At 67.3% G+C, this 16,634-nt stretch carries 16 protein-coding genes; 7 read left to right on the plus strand and 9 right to left on the minus strand.

Features of this window, described 5'->3' with window-relative positions:
- Positions 1-37: 37 nt before the first annotated feature.
- Complete coding sequence (gene recR / locus H9L13_RS08640) at positions 38-634, minus strand: recombination mediator RecR (RefSeq protein ID WP_187537335.1); 597 nt, start codon at positions 632-634, stop codon at positions 38-40.
- Between the two features lie 90 nt (positions 635-724).
- Here recR and fmt point away from each other — a divergent pair, with 90 nt between their 5' ends.
- Together fmt and truA are read left to right on the plus strand one after the other, a co-directional pair.
- A complete protein-coding gene (gene fmt / locus H9L13_RS08645) occupies positions 725-1,624 on the plus strand; it encodes a methionyl-tRNA formyltransferase (protein ID WP_187537336.1) in 900 nt (299 codons plus the stop codon).
- A complete protein-coding gene (gene truA / locus H9L13_RS08650) occupies positions 1,621-2,367 on the plus strand; it encodes a tRNA pseudouridine(38-40) synthase TruA (RefSeq protein WP_187537337.1) in 747 nt (248 codons plus the stop codon). Before fmt ends, truA begins: the two co-directional genes overlap by 4 nt.
- On the opposite strand, the gene trxB is transcribed toward truA, so the two are convergent.
- From trxB to tpiA, 4 genes are all read right to left on the minus strand, one after another.
- Entirely contained in the window at positions 2,368-3,333 is a 966-nt protein-coding gene (gene trxB, locus H9L13_RS08655) for a thioredoxin-disulfide reductase (protein WP_187537338.1), read from the minus strand.
- Positions 3,334-3,359: 26 nt separating this feature from the next.
- On the minus strand, positions 3,360-4,994 hold the full coding sequence (locus H9L13_RS08660) for a CTP synthase (protein WP_187537339.1): 1,635 nt from the start codon (positions 4,992-4,994) through the stop codon (positions 3,360-3,362).
- A gap of 70 nt (positions 4,995-5,064) precedes the next feature.
- Positions 5,065-5,427, minus strand: a complete 363-nt coding sequence (gene secG / locus H9L13_RS08665; RefSeq protein WP_187537340.1) for a preprotein translocase subunit SecG — start codon at positions 5,425-5,427, stop codon at positions 5,065-5,067.
- Between the two features lie 69 nt (positions 5,428-5,496).
- Positions 5,497-6,240 carry a triose-phosphate isomerase gene (tpiA, locus tag H9L13_RS08670; protein ID WP_187537341.1) on the minus strand — a complete coding sequence of 248 codons (744 nt, stop codon included), beginning with the start codon at positions 6,238-6,240 and terminating at the stop codon, positions 5,497-5,499.
- Positions 6,241-6,364: 124 nt separating this feature from the next.
- On the opposite strand from tpiA, the gene H9L13_RS08675 reads away from it, so the two are divergent.
- The 3 genes from H9L13_RS08675 to H9L13_RS08685 all read left to right on the plus strand — a co-directional run bounded on the left by H9L13_RS08675 (position 6,365) and on the right by H9L13_RS08685 (position 9,375).
- The gene (locus tag H9L13_RS08675; protein WP_187537342.1) at positions 6,365-8,308 is read left to right on the plus strand and encodes a peptidylprolyl isomerase; all 1,944 of its coding nucleotides are present in this window, start codon (positions 6,365-6,367) and stop codon (positions 8,306-8,308) included.
- A 67-nt stretch (positions 8,309-8,375) separates the two neighbouring features.
- Entirely contained in the window at positions 8,376-9,023 is a 648-nt protein-coding gene (gene lexA / locus H9L13_RS08680) for a transcriptional repressor LexA (protein ID WP_187540275.1), read from the plus strand.
- Between the two features lies 1 nt (position 9,024).
- Complete coding sequence (locus H9L13_RS08685; protein WP_187537343.1) at positions 9,025-9,375, plus strand: VOC family protein; 351 nt, start codon at positions 9,025-9,027, stop codon at positions 9,373-9,375.
- A gap of 3 nt (positions 9,376-9,378) precedes the next feature.
- On the opposite strand, the gene H9L13_RS08690 is transcribed toward H9L13_RS08685, so the two are convergent.
- Positions 9,379-11,178, minus strand: coding sequence for a ComEC/Rec2 family competence protein (locus H9L13_RS08690; protein ID WP_235090833.1), 1,800 nt, complete (start codon positions 11,176-11,178; stop codon positions 9,379-9,381).
- The gene (locus H9L13_RS12765; RefSeq protein ID WP_235090834.1) at positions 11,073-11,516 is read right to left on the minus strand and encodes a hypothetical protein; all 444 of its coding nucleotides are present in this window, start codon (positions 11,514-11,516) and stop codon (positions 11,073-11,075) included. The genes H9L13_RS08690 and H9L13_RS12765 overlap by 106 nt, the downstream gene beginning before the upstream one ends.
- 29 nt (positions 11,517-11,545) lie before the next feature.
- On the opposite strand from H9L13_RS12765, the gene gltX reads away from it, so the two are divergent.
- A complete protein-coding gene (gene gltX / locus H9L13_RS08695) occupies positions 11,546-12,946 on the plus strand; it encodes a glutamate--tRNA ligase (protein WP_187537344.1) in 1,401 nt (466 codons plus the stop codon).
- On the plus strand, positions 12,943-14,229 hold the full coding sequence (locus tag H9L13_RS08700; RefSeq protein WP_187537345.1) for a citrate synthase: 1,287 nt from the start codon (positions 12,943-12,945) through the stop codon (positions 14,227-14,229). The genes gltX and H9L13_RS08700 overlap by 4 nt, the downstream gene beginning before the upstream one ends.
- Positions 14,230-14,260: 31 nt before the next feature.
- On the opposite strand, the gene H9L13_RS08705 is transcribed toward H9L13_RS08700, so the two are convergent.
- A complete protein-coding gene (locus H9L13_RS08705; protein WP_187537346.1) occupies positions 14,261-15,592 on the minus strand; it encodes a sensor histidine kinase in 1,332 nt (443 codons plus the stop codon).
- Complete coding sequence (locus H9L13_RS08710; RefSeq protein ID WP_187537347.1) at positions 15,573-16,631, minus strand: DUF2336 domain-containing protein; 1,059 nt, start codon at positions 16,629-16,631, stop codon at positions 15,573-15,575. Before H9L13_RS08710 ends, H9L13_RS08705 begins: the two co-directional genes overlap by 20 nt.
- Between the last annotated feature and the right edge of the window lie 3 nt (positions 16,632-16,634).

The raw sequence follows: 16,634 nt of genomic DNA on the forward strand, positions 1-16,634 counted from the left end.
TCGACTTCGCTCAGGACGAACGAGAGAGCGGCCGGCGCTAAGTGACCGGACGGCGCGCGCGCAGGGCCTGGGCAAGCGTACCCTCATCGAGATAGTCTAGTTCACCACCGACTGGAAGACCGTGCGCCAACTGGCTGATCCGGATGGGGAAGTTTTCCAGTCGCTCGGCAAGATAATGGGCGGTGGTCTGGCCTTCGAGCGTGGCGTTCATCGCCAGCACGACCTCATCGATTCCGCCGGCAGAGATGCGCCGGACGAGCTGGTCGATCGTCAGGTCCTCGGGCCGAACGCCATCGAGCGCCGACAGCCGGCCGCCGAGGACGTGATAGCGGCCCGGAAACAGGCGCGAGCGGTCGAGCGCCCAGAGGTCGGCGACCTCCTCGACCACGCACAGGCTCTTGTCGTCGCGCCGCGGATCGCGGCAGATGCTGCACGGGTCCGAAGTGTCGACATTGCCGCAGGTGGCGCAGGTCGACAGCTTCTCGGCGACCTGCTGCATCGCCGCCAGCAGGGGCACCAGCGTGGTTTCGCGGCGTTTCATCAGGTGCAGCACCGCACGCCGCGCCGAGCGGGGCCCAAGGCCGGGAAGGCGCGCGAGGGCCTGGCTTAGGGCTTCGATTTCGGGGGAGGCCATGACGAACCTCTGTCATTGCGAGCAAAGCGAAGCAATCCATGCCCCCGAAACTGGATTGCTTCGCTGCTTCGCTGCTCGCAATGACGGGCGATGCGGATCGTGTTCATGGGATCGCCGGACTTCGCCGTGCCCAGCCTCGAGGCGCTGGTCGCGGCGGGACATGATGTCATGGCGGCATATGCCCAGCCGCCCCGCCCCGCCGGCCGGGGCAAGGCCGAGCGCAAGACCGCGGTGCACCAACGCGCCGAAGCACTGGGGATCGCGGTGCGCACCCCGCGCACGCTGCGCGATGCCGAGGAGCAAGCGCGGTTCCGGGCGCTTGATGCGAATCTCGCAGTGGTCGCGGCTTATGGGCTGATCCTGCCCAAGGCGATCCTCGACGCGCCGCGAAAAGGCTGCGTGAACGTCCACGCCTCCCTGCTGCCGCGCTGGCGGGGGGCGGCGCCGATCCAGCGCGCGATCCTCGCCGGGGACGCGATCACGGGGGTGACGATCATGCGCATGGACGAAGGGCTCGATACCGGGCCCATGCTGCTCAAGCGCGAGCTTGCGATCGATGGCAAGACTGCAGGCCAAGTCACGGAGGAACTGGCGAAATTGGGCGCGAAAGCATTGGTCGACTGGCTCGCCAGCCCGTCCGCCCCGGTGCCCCAGCCGGAGGACGGCGTGACCTATGCGTCGAAGATCGACAAGGCCGAGGCACGGATCGACTGGAGCCGCACCGCCGAGGAGATTGAGCGGCAGGTGCGTGCGTTTGCGCCCACGCCGGGGGCGTGGTTCGAGGCGAACGGCGAACGCATCAAGCTACTCGACGCCGAATGCGTCGACGGCGTTGGCACGCCGGGCGAGGTTGTCGGCGATCCGCTGGTCATCGCCTGCGGCGAGGATGCGATCCACTGCCGCCTGGTCCAGCGCGCGGGCAAGGGCGCGATGGCCGTCAAGGACATGCTGCGCGGCTTTGCGATTGCGCAGGGTACGATCCTGCCGTGACTCGCTGGCGGTTGACGGTCGAATATGACGGCGGGCCGTTCATGGGCTGGCAGCGACAGGACCATGGCCCGTCGGTGCAGCAGGCGATCGAGGATGCGCTGGCGCGGATGACCGGCGAGCAGGCGGTCGTGCACGCGGCGGGGCGGACCGACGCGGGCGTGCACGCGCTGGCGATGAGCGCGCATGTCGATATCGTCAAGGCGCTGACGCCGCATCGCCTGCGCGAGGGGTCGAACGCGCTGGTGCGGCCGCTGCCGGTGTCGGTGCTTGAGGTGGCGGAGGTCGCGGACGATTGGCACGCGCGCTTCAGCTGCACCGGACGGCGGTACCTCTATCGCATCCGCAATCGCCGCGCGCCGCCGGCGCTCGATGCGGGCAAGGTGTGGCATATTGCCGTGCCGCTCGACGTCGCGGCGATGCAGGCGGGGGCGGCGCTGCTCGTCGGTCGGCACGATTTCACCACCTTCCGGTCGGCGCATTGCCAGTCGGAGAGCCCGGTCAAGACGCTCGACCGGCTGGAGGTGGCGCGCGTCGGCGACGAGATCCACGTTCATGCCGCGGCCCGCAGCTTCCTGCATCACCAGGTTCGGTCGATGGTCGGCTGCCTGGCGATGGTTGGGCGCGGGCAGTGGCGCGCGGAGGATATGGCGCGGGCGCTGGAGGCGAAAGATCGCGCGGCGCTGGGGCTCAATGCGCCGCCGCAGGGGCTGTATTTCGTTGAAGCGATTTATCCGGAAAGCTGATTATTCAGCTGCAATCGCTTCATATTCCTGCGCCGCGAGATATTTTTCGGCGTCGAGGGCGGCCATGCAGCCGGTGCCCGCCGCCGTGACCGCCTGGCGGTAGGTCTTGTCCATCACGTCCCCGCAGGCGAAGACGCCGGCAACGCTGGTGCGGGTCGAGCCGAGGTCGACCTTGATATAGCCGTCCTCGTCGAGGTCGAGCTTGCCGGCGAAGAGCTCCGTCGCGGGCGAATGGCCGATCGCGACGAACGCGCCTTCGACGTCGATCCGGCTGATGTCGCCGGTTTTGCGGTTCTTGAGGTCGAGACCGACCAGCGCCTCGGGATCGCCGCCGCCGACGAATTCGGCGACTTCGCTGTCCCAGATGACCTTGATCTTCTCGTTCGCGAACAGCCGGTCCTGGAGGATCTTTTCGGCGCGTAAGCTGTCGCGGCGGTGGATCAGGGTGACGTCATGGCTGTGGTTGGTGAGGTACAGCGCCTCTTCGACCGCGGTATTGCCGCCGCCGATCACCGCGACCTTCTTGCCGCGGTAGAAGAAGCCGTCGCATGTCGCGCAGGCCGAGGCGCCCCTGCCCTTCATATGCTCTTCCGATGGCAGGCCGAGCCATTTTGCCTGCGCGCCGGTGGCAATGACGAGGGTATCGGCGAAATATTGCGTGCCGCCATCGCCGCTCAGGCGGAACGGGCGGCGCGAGAGGTCAACGTCGGTGATGTGATCCCACACGACCTTGGTGCCGACATGTTCGGCCTGCGCCTGCATTTCCTCCATCAGCCACGGGCCCTGGATGACGTCGCGGAAGCCCGGGTAATTTTCGACGTCCGTGGTAGTCGTCAGCTGGCCGCCGGGCTGGATGCCCTGGATCAGGATCGGCTGGAGCCCGGCACGCGCGGCGTAGATGGCGGCAGTGTAGCCGGCCGGGCCGGAGCCGACGATCGCAAGGCGGGTCGAAATGCTGTTGGTCATGGCTGCGATTTAATGCGCGAGAAAAATTAAACCAGCCGCGACTGCTGCAGCGCGGCGCCGATGAAGCCGGCGAAGAGCGGGTGCGGGTCGAACGGGCGGCTCTTCAACTCCGGATGAAACTGGACGCCGATGAACCACGGGTGGTCGGGGCGCTCGACGATCTCGGGCAGCTCGCCGTCGGGCGACATGCCGGAGAAGATCAGCCCCTGCTGTTCGAGCGCGTCGCGATAGTGGACGTTGACTTCGTAGCGGTGGCGGTGGCGTTCCGAGATGTCGGTGGTGCCGTATTCGGCCGCGACCTTGCTGTTGTGCGACAGCTTGGCGTCATAGCTGCCAAGCCGCATCGTCCCGCCGAGGTCGGTGTCGGCCGAGCGCTTCTGCAGGCCTTCGGGGCTCATCCATTCGGTGATGAGGCCGACGACGGGCTCGGCCGTCTCGCCGAATTCGGTGGTCGAGGCGGCAGCGATGCCCGCCTGGTTCCGCGCGGCTTCGATGCACGCCATCTGCATGCCGAGGCAGATGCCGAAGAAGGGGATGCCCCGTTCCCGGGCGAACTTGACCGCGGCGATCTTGCCTTCGCTGCCGCGCTCGCCGAACCCGCCGGGGACGAGGATGCCGTGCATCGGCTCGAGCTCGGCAACGACGTCGGCATCGTCATTTTCGAACAGTTCGGCGTCGAGCCACTGGATATGGACCTTGGCGCGGTTGGCGATCCCGCCGTGGACCAGCGCCTCGCGCAAGCTTTTGTACGCGTCGGGCAGGACGACATATTTGCCGACGACCCCGATCGTGACCTCGCTGTCGTAATGATCGATGCGGTCCATGATCTCGGTCCAGCGATCGAGCTCGGGCGCGGGCGCATCCTCGATCCCGAACACGCGCAACACTTCATCGTCGAGGCCGCCAGCATGATATTGCAGGGGCACGTCGTAGATGTTGCGCGCATCGAGCGCGGGGATGACCGCAGAGACGGGGACGTTGCAGAATTGCGCGATCTTCTGCCGCTCGGCTTCGGGCAGCGGCTTTTCGCTGCGACACAGCAGGACGTCGGGCTGGACGCCGAGGCTGGCGATTTCTCGGACACTGTGCTGCGTCGGCTTGGTCTTGAGCTCACCCGCCGCGGCGATCCACGGCACTAGCGTGGTGTGGACGCTGACCGTCTGGCCGCGGCCGAGGTCGTTGCGCAGCTGGCGGATCGCTTCGATGAAGGGCAGGCTTTCGATATCGCCAACGGTGCCGCCGACCTCGCAGATGACGAAGTCGAGGCCGTCGATGTCACTGAGCGCGAATTCCTTGATGGCGTTTGTCACGTGGGGGATGACCTGGACCGTGGCGCCGAGATAATCGCCGCGCCGTTCGCGCGCGATGATGTCGCGGTAGATGCGGCCGCTGGTGACATTGTCCGACTGATGCGCCGACACGCCGGTGAAGCGTTCGTAATGGCCGAGGTCGAGGTCGGTTTCCGCCCCGTCGTCGGTCACATAGACTTCGCCATGCTGATAGGGGCTCATCGTCCCCGGATCGACATTGAGATAGGGATCGAACTTGCGGATCCGGACCTTGAACCCGCGCGCCTGCAGCAATGCGCCCAGCGATGCCGAGAGCAAGCCTTTACCAAGCGATGAGACCACGCCGCCGGTGACGAAAATGAACCGCGCCATGGGAGTCGGGGCTTAGAGAGAGTAACCGCCCCGGCGCAAGCGGGGACGTGAAAAAACTGTGGGCTCTTGCTTATTGCGCCAGCGGGACGGCGGGCGCCGCCTCATTTTGCTGCGGCTGCGCGCCGGGCTGCGGAATGGCCTGCGCGGGCCGCTCTTGCTGCACGGGGGCGACGCTGTTGGCGAGCGACGTGTCGACCTCGACCGGTCCGCCAGTGGCCCCGGCGATTGCCGCCATGATGATCGACAGGATGATGAACGCGCCCCCGAGGATCGCCGTCGAGCGCGTCAGAAAGTCCGCCGCGCCGCGTGCGGTCATGAAGCCCGACGAGCTGCCGCCGACCCCAAGACCGCCGCCTTCGGAACGCTGCATCAGGATGACGCCCACCAGCGAGGCGGCGATAATCGTCTGAACAATCAGCAGGAAGGCGAACATGGCGGGCTTTCTAATGCGGGGATTGCAGCGATCTAGGCGATGCAGCGCGCGCCTTCAACCGCACGACGATCAATCGACGGCGGCGGCGGCAACGATGGGCAGGAAGTCGGCGGCCTTGAGACTGGCGCCGCCGACGAGCGCGCCGTCGACATCGGGAACGGCGAAGATTTCGGCGGCGTTCGATGCCTTGACCGACCCGCCGTAAAGGATGCGAACCCCCCGTCCCGCTTCGCCATAGGCGGCGACGAGCCGCTCACGAAGCGCCGCGTGCATTTCGCCGATGTCCCCGACCGACGGCACCTTGCCGGTGCCGATCGCCCAGATCGGTTCGTAGGCGACCGCCAGATTGTCGCGCGTTTCCGCGGGGAGCGACGCGGCGAGCTGGGCATCGACGACTTCGACCGCGCGGCCGGATTCGCGCACGTCGAGGCTTTCGCCGATGCACAGGATTACGCCGAGGCCAGCGGCCAGGCCGGCTTCGGCCTTGGCCTTCACCTCAGCATCGCTTTCATGCTGCGCTTCGCGGCGTTCGGAATGGCCGACGATGGTGAGTGCAGCGCCGGCATCGCGCAGCATCTGCGCCGAGGTGCAGCCGGTGTGCGCGCCCTTTTCGGCCGAATGCACGTCCTGCCCGCCGATCGCGAAGCCCGGGACCGCGCGGACCGCACGTTCGATAAGGGTTGCGGGCAGGCATAGCGCCACATCCACATTGCCGTAGGAAGAGGCAGCGGCGGCGATGGCCGCAATTTCCGGCAGGTCGGCGGAGAGGCCGTGCATCTTCCAATTGCCGGCGACCAGTTTCTTATTTGCCATGCAAATCCCCTGTTTGCGCCGCCCCTAGCGGGGCTTGATGGAGATCGGAAGCCGCGCGCCTTGATGCGGTCGTGCCGCGTCCCTAAACAGCCCCTTCCCGCCCCGACAACATCCCCGGACACCGATGCTTTCTTTTTTCCGCCGCTCTTCCAAATCCAAGGTCGGCACCATCGTCATGGCCCTGGTCCTGCTGGCCATCATCATCGGCTTTGCCATCGCCGACGCGCAGAATTTCGGCAGCGGCACGCTCAGCTTCGGCGGGAACGGCTCGGCCCTGGCCACGGTGGGGGACGAGCGAGTCACCGATGCCGACATGTCCGACGCGATGCAGCGCCGCCTGGCGCAGGTGCGCGAGCAGAATCCGGGCGCGGACTACGGGACGATCGCCAACGAATTCGATCCCATCCTGTCCGCGCTGATCGACGAACGCGCACTGGTTGCCTTCGCCAATGCCAACGGCTTTCGCTTGTCGAAGCGGCTGATCGATGCCGAAATCGCGCAGCTGCCGGGGACGCGCGGGCTCAACGGCCAGTTCAGCGACCAGGCGTACCAGGCCTTCTTGCAACAGCAGCGCATGACCGACGCCCAGCTTCGGCGCCTGCTTGCCAGCAGCCTGTTGCAGCGGCTGGTGCTGGCGCCCGTCGTCGCCAACCCGCGCGTGCCCGTGGGGCTGGCGACGCCTTATGCGAACATGATGCTGGAGGCGCGCGAAGGCGAGGCGGCAAGCATTCCGATCGAACTGTTCAGGAGCGGCCTGAACCCGAGCGACGCCGACCTGCAGCGATATTATGCCAGCAACCGCGGTCGCTACACGGTGCCCGAACAGCGGGTCATCCGAATCGCGCGGATCGGCGCCGAGCAGGTCGCCAATGTCCAGCCAAGCGATCAGGAGATTGCGGCTTTCTATAACGCCAATCAGGCGATCTATGGAGCGAAGGACACGCGCTCCTTGAGCCAGGTGGTCGTTCCCGACCAGCAGACCGCCGCAGCGATTGCCGCCCGCGCGCGCCAGGGCGGCACGCTGGCGGCAGCGGCCGCGCCGGCCGGCAGCAACGCCGCCGTCACCAGACTGCCCGACCAGACACGCGAAGCCTATTCGTCCGTCGCCGGAGCACGGGCTGCGCAGGCGGTGTTTTCAGCGGCGCAAGGGGCCGTGGTCGGCCCGACCCGGTCCGATTTTGGTTGGGTCGTGGTGAAGGTCGAATCGATCAAGCGCGAAGGCGGGCGGTCCCTCGCTCAGGCGCGTGGTGAGATTGCCGAACGGCTGGCCCGCGAAAAGCGGGGCACGGCGCTCGAAGAGATGGTCGACAAGGTGCAGACGGCAATCGATGACGGCGCCAATTTCGCCGAAGCCGCCGCGGCGGCGCGGCTGGAGACGACGACGACGCCGCTGATCATGCCCAACGGCCGTTCGCGCGTGGACCCCGCCTATCGCGCCCCCGCCGACCTTGCCAAGGCGATCACGGAAGCCTTCAAGATCGCGCCCAACGACCCGCCCGAAATCATCCCGCTCGGCGAGAACCAGGGCTATGCGCTGATGTCCCCGGCGCAGGTCGTGCCCGCCGCCCCGGCGCCGCTGGCCAGCATCCGTGACCAGGTCCGCAACGACTGGATCGAGAGCCAGGCGCTGATCCGCGCCCGCGCCGCCGCATCGGCGATCGCGGCCAAGGCAGCGCGCGGCATGCCGCTCGCCCGGGCGGTGCGCGAAGCAGGCGTCGCGCTTCCGGCGGTTCGGCCGATGGCTGCGCGGCGGATCGAGATCGCCAATGCCAATGCCGTGATCCCGCCCGCGATGCGGATGCTGTTCACGCTGCCGCAGGGCAAGAGCCGGATGGTCGCAGACCCGCGGAACGGCGGCTTCTTCGTGGTCAAGGTCAACAAGATCGTGCCGGGCAATGCCCTCCTGCAACCGGCGCTGATCGCCCGGATGCAGACCGAGCTGCAGCAGGCGATCGGCGAGGATTATGCGGCGCAGCTGATCAACGCCATTCGCGCCGACGTGAAGATCAAGCGCAACGAATCGGCGATCGCCGCGGCCAAGCAAAGGATGACGGCCAGCGGCTTCTGACGCTCGGCTTGACGCGAACCTTTTCGTTGCCTACACGTTCCCCGTCTGTTCTTGACAGGGGTCGATGATGCTCACCGCCAAGCAACGCGAATTGCTGCTGTTCATCGATGCGCGCCTCAAGGCGGGCGGGATTTCGCCAAGCTTCGACGAGATGCGCGAAGCGCTCGACCTCAAGTCGAAGTCGGGCGTTCACCGCTTGATCTCGGCGCTCGAGGAACGCGGGTTCATCCGCCGCCTGCCCAACCGGGCGCGCGCGCTCGAAGTGGTCAAGCTGCCGGAGACGCAACCGTCGAACGTCGCGCAATTGCGCCTCAGCGCGCCGGCGGCGGCCAACGACACGATCGAAATCCCGATGCACGGGCGGATCGCCGCCGGTACGCCGATCGAGGCGTTGCAGGGTACCGAGGGTTTTGCCGTCCCCGCGGCTTTGCTTGGACCGGGCGAACATTATGCGCTCGAAGTGTCCGGCGATTCGATGGTCGACGAGGGGATCCTTGACGGCGACTTCGCGCTGATCCGCAAGGCCGATGCCGCGCGCGACGGCGAAATCGTCGTGGCGCTGATCGACAATGAGGAAGCCACGCTCAAGACCTTCCGCCGCGAAGGCCGCATGGTCCGCCTCGACCCCGCCAACGCGCGCTACGAACCGCAGCGCTACGACGAGAGCCGCGTGACGATCCAGGGGCGGCTGGCGGGACTGATCCGGCGCTATTGAGGTGCCGGCCCCACGCATCGATTATGTCGAGCTGCCCAGCGCCACCGCGCATGAGCTGACGCGCGCCTTTTATGCGCGGGCATTCGGCTGGACGTTCGCCGATTACGGGCCCGATTATGCGTCGACGACGACCGGCGATGTCGACGTCGGGTTGAATGGCCAGCCCGAGGATGCGCTGTCCGCGCCCTTGCCGGTGGTCCGCGTCGACGATCTCGACGCCGCATTCGACGCCGTGACCAAGGCCGGCGGGATCATCGCCAAGCCGATCTTCGCGTTTCCCGGCGGCCGCCGCTTCCACTTCATCGATCCGTCGGGAAGCGAGCTTGCGGCATGGGAGGCGGTGCCAGAATAGCCGCTAACGCCCGATTCCCCACGGATGATCGCCGACGCGGTCCGCCACCGTGTCGAGGCGCGGGGGATCGTCGAGGAAGATCGCAACGCCGCCGCTTTGCGCCAGCGCTGCACGATCGAGCTTGAGCCAGCGCGGGGTGCAGCCGCGCGGCAGGCGGCGATCGGCAACCGCGATGTCGGCCGCGGCGCAGGCGCGGGTCAGCGCGGCCCAATCGATCCGTTGCGACGATCGGATGGCGAGCAAGCGCCAGCGCCGCCCCGCGTCGCCCAACTCGGCCACGCAGGCATCGCGCGAGCAGTCGCTGCCGGGGAGGTCACCAAGCGGGAGCGGATCGCCATCGAACGCGGCCGATTCGGCGAGCACGCTGCGAATGTAATCGCCCGAGCGTTCGCGCAGCAGCATTGGCGTGCCATCCGCGCGGACCACGGCGAGATGGCGGCCATCCCCGGTAATCAACAGGTCGGGCGTCGGCGCAGTCGCCGCGCCGATCGCGCCGATGAGGGCGGGCACGAGCCCGAGCAGGCGCATCCGGCTGGTCCACAGGCACAGCCACAAACCGCCCGCGATGATCGTTCCGAACGCCCAGCCGGGCATTGAGGGCAGCATTGCGACCGCGCCCCGCGCCGACGCGACCCAATGGGCAAGGCCGAGTAGCGCACCGAGCGCGACGTCGGTCACCCACCACAAGGGCTTGCCGAGCCCGATGCTGTCGAGCAGCAGCGCGCCCGCCTCCGCCGGCATGATGACGAAGGTGGTGAGCGGGATCGCGGCGATGTTGGCGGCGACGCCGTACAGTCCGGCGCGGTGGAAATGGTAGAGCGCCATGGGGATGAGCGCGGCCTCGACCGCGAGCCCGGTCAGGACCATTGCCAGCAGGGCGCGGCCGATGCGCGCGAATGATCCCTCGTCGCGCCGCTCGAGCATTCGCCGTCCCCAGCGGCTCGAGTAAAGCGCGACCAGCGCTGTGACTGCGGCGAAGCTCATCTGGAAGCTCGCGCCCGCCAGCGCTTCGGGCCGGAACAGCAAGACGACGATCGCTCCGACCGCGATCAGGCGGATGCTGATCGCCTCTCGCCCGAGCGCGATCCCGGCGAGCACGAGCAAAGCGGCGATGCAGCTGCGCACGGTGGGCACCTGTGCGCCGGTGAGGAGGGTGTAGCCGACCCCGGCGGCGGCGCCGACGCCCGCGGCGACAAGCACGAGGTTGAAGCGCAACGCCAACCGCTCGCTCAGCGCCAGCAATTTGAGCGCAAGCCACATCGCCACCGCGACGACGGCGGCGATATGCAGGCCGCTGACCGACAGCAGATGCGTGAGGCCGCTTCGCCGCATCGCCTCGGCGTCCTCGGCGTCGACGGAATTCTGATCACCGGTGGCAAGGGCGATGGCAATCCCCGCGGGCCGCTCCGGAAGGCTGGTGGCGATATGGCCCCGCAAGGCGTTGCGCGCCTGCTCGAAGCCCGTCGCGTCAACCGGGCGGGTGACCGTGACCGGGCCGAGCGCCTTGCCGACCCCGCCGATCCCGCGAAACCAGGCGTCGCGGGCGAAATCGTAGGTGCCGGGGAGCGCCATCGCCGGCGGCGGCGCGAGGCGGGCGCGAGTCGTCATAGCCGCGCCGGGGGCAAGGTCCGGCGGCTGATCCTCCTCGTCGATCGTCACCCGGACGCGGGGCGGCAGCGGGGCGTCGGCGCGCAGGGTCAGGCGGACGGTGCCCTTGGCGGCGAGATAGTCGATCCGCTCGACCGTGCCCGACACCATGGTGACGACGGGGCGATCGAGGCGCGGCGCGGCGCGGCGACCCATTCGGACCGCGCCCATATCAAAGCAAAGCCGACGGCCGCAGCGAAGGCGAACCAGGCGAGCGCCCGCCCTGCCCGGCCACCGCCGAACGCGAGGCCCGAAAGCGCCAGCGCGGCGCTGATGCACAGGAAGGCCGCCCAGCCGATCCGGCTGTCGATCGCGAACCAGGCGGCGATGCCGGTGCCGAGCCCGACCGCGATCCACGGCGGCAATTGCGCGCGCTCGCGCTCGAGGAGGCGCTCGAGCCCCTCCGCGACATCGGAAATCCCCGTCTTCCAAAAGCCCCGAGCACGCTGTGGAAGAGGCGCTTCCCCTATGTTAGGGGCGCTCGTCCATTGCATTGCACAACCGAATACAAAGGAATTAGCGCTTGAGCGCAAGCCATTCCGTCGTCACGCGATTTGCCCCTTCCCCGACGGGTTTTCTTCACATCGGCGGCGCGCGCACGGCCTTGTTCAACTGGCTGTTCGCGCGCCATCACGGCGGCAAGTTCCTGCTGCGCATCGAGGATACCGACAAGGCGCGATCGACCGACGAGGCGATCGCCGCGATCCTCGACGGGATGCGCTGGCTCGGCCTCGATTGGGACGGGCACGAATATTATCAGTCGCAATTCTGGGCGCGCCATGCCGAAGTGGCGCACAAGCTGCTGGAACGCGGCCACGCCTATCGCTGCTGGATGACGCAGGAGGAGCTGGCGGCGCAGCGCGAAGCCGCGCAGCGCGACCGCAAGCCGTTCCGGATCAATAGCCCCTGGCGCGACAGCGACAAGGAAGGCGAAGGGCCGGCGGTCATCCGTATCAAGGCGCCGCGCGAGGGCGAGACAAGCATCGACGACCGCGTCCAGGGGAAGGTCACCGTCCAGAATGCCGAGCTGGACGATTTCATCCTGCTCCGGTCGGACGGGACGCCGACCTACATGCTGGCGGTGGTCGTCGACGACCATGACATGGGCGTGACCCACATCATCCGCGGCGACGACCACCTCAACAATGCGTTTCGCCAGCTGGCGATCATCCGCGCGATGGGATGGCCCGAGCCGGTCTATGCCCATGTCCCGCTGATCCACGGGCCCGACGGCGCCAAGCTGAGCAAGCGCCACGGCGCGCTCGGCGTCGATGCCTATCGCGACGAGCTCGGCCTGCTGCCCGAGGCGGTGTCGAACTACCTGCTCAGGCTGGGCTGGGGACATGGTGACGACGAGATCATCAGCCGGGAACAAGCGATCGCATGGTTCGACCTCGACCATGTCGGCAAGTCGCCCTCGCGTTTCGACTTCAAGAAGCTGGAGAATTTGAACGGCCATTACATCCGCGAAAGCGACGATGCCCGCCTGGCCGACCTTGTTGCGCCGAAGCTCAACCTTCAGGGCGAGGAACGCGATTTGCTGGTTCGAGCGATGCCCGAATTGAAAGCGCGCGCGCACGACCTGGGCCAGCTTGCCGAGGGCGCCCGCTTCCTGTTTGCCAAGCGGCCGCTCGACGTGGATGACGCCGCGCATGCCCTATTGACCGACGAGGCGCGTCCGTTGCTTGCTGCAGCGCACAAAGAACTGGAATCGCTGAACGAATGGACGCATGACGCGGCGGAGCAGGCGATCCGCAAGGTAGCCGAGGCGCAAGGCGTGAAATTGGGCAAGCTCGCCCAGCCGCTGCGCGCCGCGCTCACCGGGCGAACGACCTCCCCGGGGATTTTTGACGTGCTGGTCTTGCTCGGCAAGAGCGAGAGCCTGGCGCGCATACAAGATCAAATGTTGGAGCCGACTGAATGACCGAACAGAGTGCCAAACTGGCAATCGCGGGGACCGATTACCAACTGCCCGTGCTCGAAGGCTCGGTCGGCCCCGACGTGGTCGACATCCGCAAGCTCTACGGCCAGGCGGACGTGTTCACCTACGACCCCGGCTTCACCAGCACCGCGGCTTGCCAGAGCGCGATCACCTATATCGACGGTGAAAAAGGCATCCTGCTCCATCGCGGCTATCCGATCGACCAGCTGGCCGAGAAGTCGACCTTCATGGAGGTCGCGTACCTGCTGATGCACGGCGAGCTGCCCAAGCAGGCCGAGCTCGACAAGTTCACCTACACGATCAGCCGCCACACCATGCTGCACGAGCAGCTCGCGACCTTTTTCCGCGGGTTCCGGCGCGATGCGCATCCGATGGCGATCATGTGCGGCGTCGTCGGCGCGCTGTCGGCCTTTTATCACGACAGCACCGACATCACCGATCCCGAGCAGCGCATGATCGCGTCGCACCGGCTGATCGCCAAGATGCCGACGATCGCGGCGATGGCTTACAAATATTCGATCGGCCAGCCGTTCATGTATCCGGACAACAGCCTGACCTACACGGGCAATTTCCTGCGCATGACCTTCGGCGTTCCGGCCGAGCCCTATGAAGTGAACCCGGTCATCGAAAATGCGATGCGGCGCATCTTCATCCTCCATGCCGACCATGAGCAGAATGCGTCGACCTCGACCGTTCGCCTGGCCGGTTCGTCGGGGGCGAACCCGTTCGCCTGCATCGCGGCCGGCATCGCCTGCCTGTGGGGGCCGGCGCATGGCGGCGCCAACGAGGCCGCGCTCAACATGCTGCGAGAGATCGGCGAGCCCAAGCGCATCCCCGAATATATCGCCCGCGCCAAGGACAAGGACGATCCCTTCCGGCTGATGGGCTTCGGCCACCGCGTGTACAAGAATTTCGACCCGCGCGCGAAGGTCATGAAGAAGACCGCTGACGAGGTGCTGAAGGAACTCGGCAAATCCGACCCGGTGCTCGATGTCGCCAAGGAGCTTGAGCAGATCGCGCTCAACGACAGCTATTTCATCGAGAAGAAGCTGTACCCGAATGTCGATTTCTATTCGGGCGTGATCCTGAACGCGATCGGTTTCCCGACCGAGATGTTCACCTCATTGTTCGCGCTCGCGCGGACGACGGGCTGGGTCGCGCAGTGGAACGAAATGATCGCCGATCCCGAGCAGAAGATCGGGCGGCCGCGGCAGCTTTATGTCGGCGAAGCGGCTCGGGATTATGTGCCGGTGGGGCAGCGGTAGGATATCCCTCGCTACGGTGGCCCCGGAGCGGTCAACTTGCCGGGAGCGTCAGCGTGAACCGCGCCCCAATGCCCGGCGCGCTTTCCAGCGTCACATCACCGCCCATCGACCGCGCTAGCCGCCGCGAAATCGCGAGTCCGAGCCCGGTGCCGCCTTCGCGCGGATCGGCGCGTTCGAAGCGTTCGAAGATGCGCTGCTGGTCCGCGGCATCGATCCCCGCGCCCTGGTCGGTGACCGTCAATGAGGCGGTGCCTTCGGTCCGCACGAAGGTCAACGTGACTTCCCCGCCCTCGGGCGAATGGCGCACCGCATTGTTCATCAGGTTGACGAGGATCTGGATCACCGCCCGCTCCTCTCCGCTGGCGGGCAGCGAACGCGCCGATTCGAGTACGATGGTGATGTTCCGCTCTTCCGCCGCGGGCTCCACCATCACCACCGCCTCGGCGGCCAGCGCGGCAAGATCGATGACCTGCCCCTGCGTCGGGTCGTCGCTCATCGATTGAACGACGGACAGGAGGTGGCGTGCCGCGGCGGCAATGTCGCTGCCGTAACTGGCATAATCGCTCCGCAGCGGTCCATCGGAGCGGTCGAGAATGCGCTCGGCGCTTTCGATGATCCGGTCGAGTGGGGAGCGCAAGGCCTCGTCAAGGGCATGGTCGAAGGCGGCGGTCCGGGCCTGGGTCGCGTCCGGCGCGGCGGTTGCGCCAAGGTCGGCGGTGCCTTGAAAACCAGCGAAATTGCCGTCCGCACCGCTGACGACGTCGCCGCTGAGAAGCACCGTACGACTGTCATCGGCGCGGCTGCGCGCAGGCTGCCCGGTGAACGGCCGCCGCGCGGCGAGCGACGCAATCAACGGCATTTCGCCGTCTTCATCCTCATCCATGCGCACGACCCGCGTCAGCGGCTGCCCGGCCGCATCGGCAGGGTCGACGCCGAGATAGTCCGCCAGCTCGGGCGAGAGTGAAATGACGCGCAATTCCTCGTCCGCCGCCCATTCGTGACGCGGCTGCGACGCTTCGGCCTCGCGCGGGCCGCCGAGCAGATTGGCCAGCCTGGGGGCAGCGGCCGGGCGCCGTTCCCAGCCATCGATCGACAGCAGGACATCGTCCCCGTCCGGGGTCGCATGGATCCGGAGTTCGACATCATGGTCTGCGGCCGCGGCGCTTGCATGGCGTGACACGGCAATGCCCAGCTTTCGCGCCAGCTGCGCCACCGCAGCGATTTGCGGCACGGCGAGACGCTTGCCGAGCGCGGAACCCGCATCCCGCTGCAGCGCCTCCAGGTCGGGCTCGGCTTCGACAAGGCGTCCTGCCTTGTCGATGCGGCCGCGGACAGCGCGTGGTTCAGAGGGTGCGCTGGCCACGCCCGAATTCCAGTTGCGTCACGGCCATGCGGTAATCCGGGTCCGTGGTGAGCCAGGTCCGCGCATCCTCGACCTCGGCATCGGTCAGCTTGTCGTAGGCGTCGATCGCTCGGCCCGGGTCGGGGATGCCAAGGAGGTCGCCGATGCCGGCAAGCATCCGCGCAGTGAAGGGTCGCGGGACGCCTGCCGTACGAAGCACGGCCATCGCCCGCCGTTCCTCGCCGCACAGAAGTTCGTCGAGCGCCAGGCCGGGGCGTACACCCGACCGGCGAGCAACGGCTTGCGCGACGAAGGTCATTTCCCCTTCGAGCGCGGCTGCAACCAGCAAATCGTCCCCCAGGTCGCCTTCCTCGTCGAGCAGTCGGACGAGCTTGGCGGTTAGCGCCTCGATCCCATTTCCCCCGTCGTGGCTGGCAAGGACACGCTCCGCAGCGTGCGCCAGCAAGCGATCGGTCTCTGCCGAGCCGAGCACCGCGAGCAGCTGACCGCGAATCGCGGCGCACAACATGTGGACAAGGGCACGGGCATCTTCGGCGGCAAGGTCGTCGAAGTGGAGCAGGCATTGGCCGAAACGGTCGTTGCGGCGGCCGCGCGCCAGAATCAGGGCCATCGCCGCCGCCGCAACTGCCCCATCGGCATGGCTGACAAGACCCTGGATGGCGCGCGCTTCACGCCGGCCGCTGCGGGCATTGGCGGCGGTGGTGATGCGCTGCTCGTCGGCTCGGCGGAGCAGCAGGCGCACCAGCATTGGCCGATCGAGCAGCCCGGCCGCCGACAGCGTTTCGACCAGAGCGAGATTGCTGTCATCGTTGGCAGCCGCGGTGCCGGGCGGAAGCGCGGCCCGAACTTCGTCCGCGATGTCCCCCACCAGGCAGTGGAGCATCGCGGTCATCAGCGCGCGCTCCTGCTCGGTCAGGCGGTTGGCGGGATTGAGAAAGAAGTCGGCGCGGACCGTGTTCAAGCGCCCGCCGCCCGCCTGGCGCGCGGGCGCGTGATGCTCGGCTGCTCCAGCAGCAATCGGCCATTCCTCCGGCAACATGCG

Source organism: Sphingomonas lutea, from assembly GCF_014396785.1.
Lineage (GTDB): Bacteria > Pseudomonadota > Alphaproteobacteria > Sphingomonadales > Sphingomonadaceae > Sphingomicrobium > Sphingomicrobium luteum.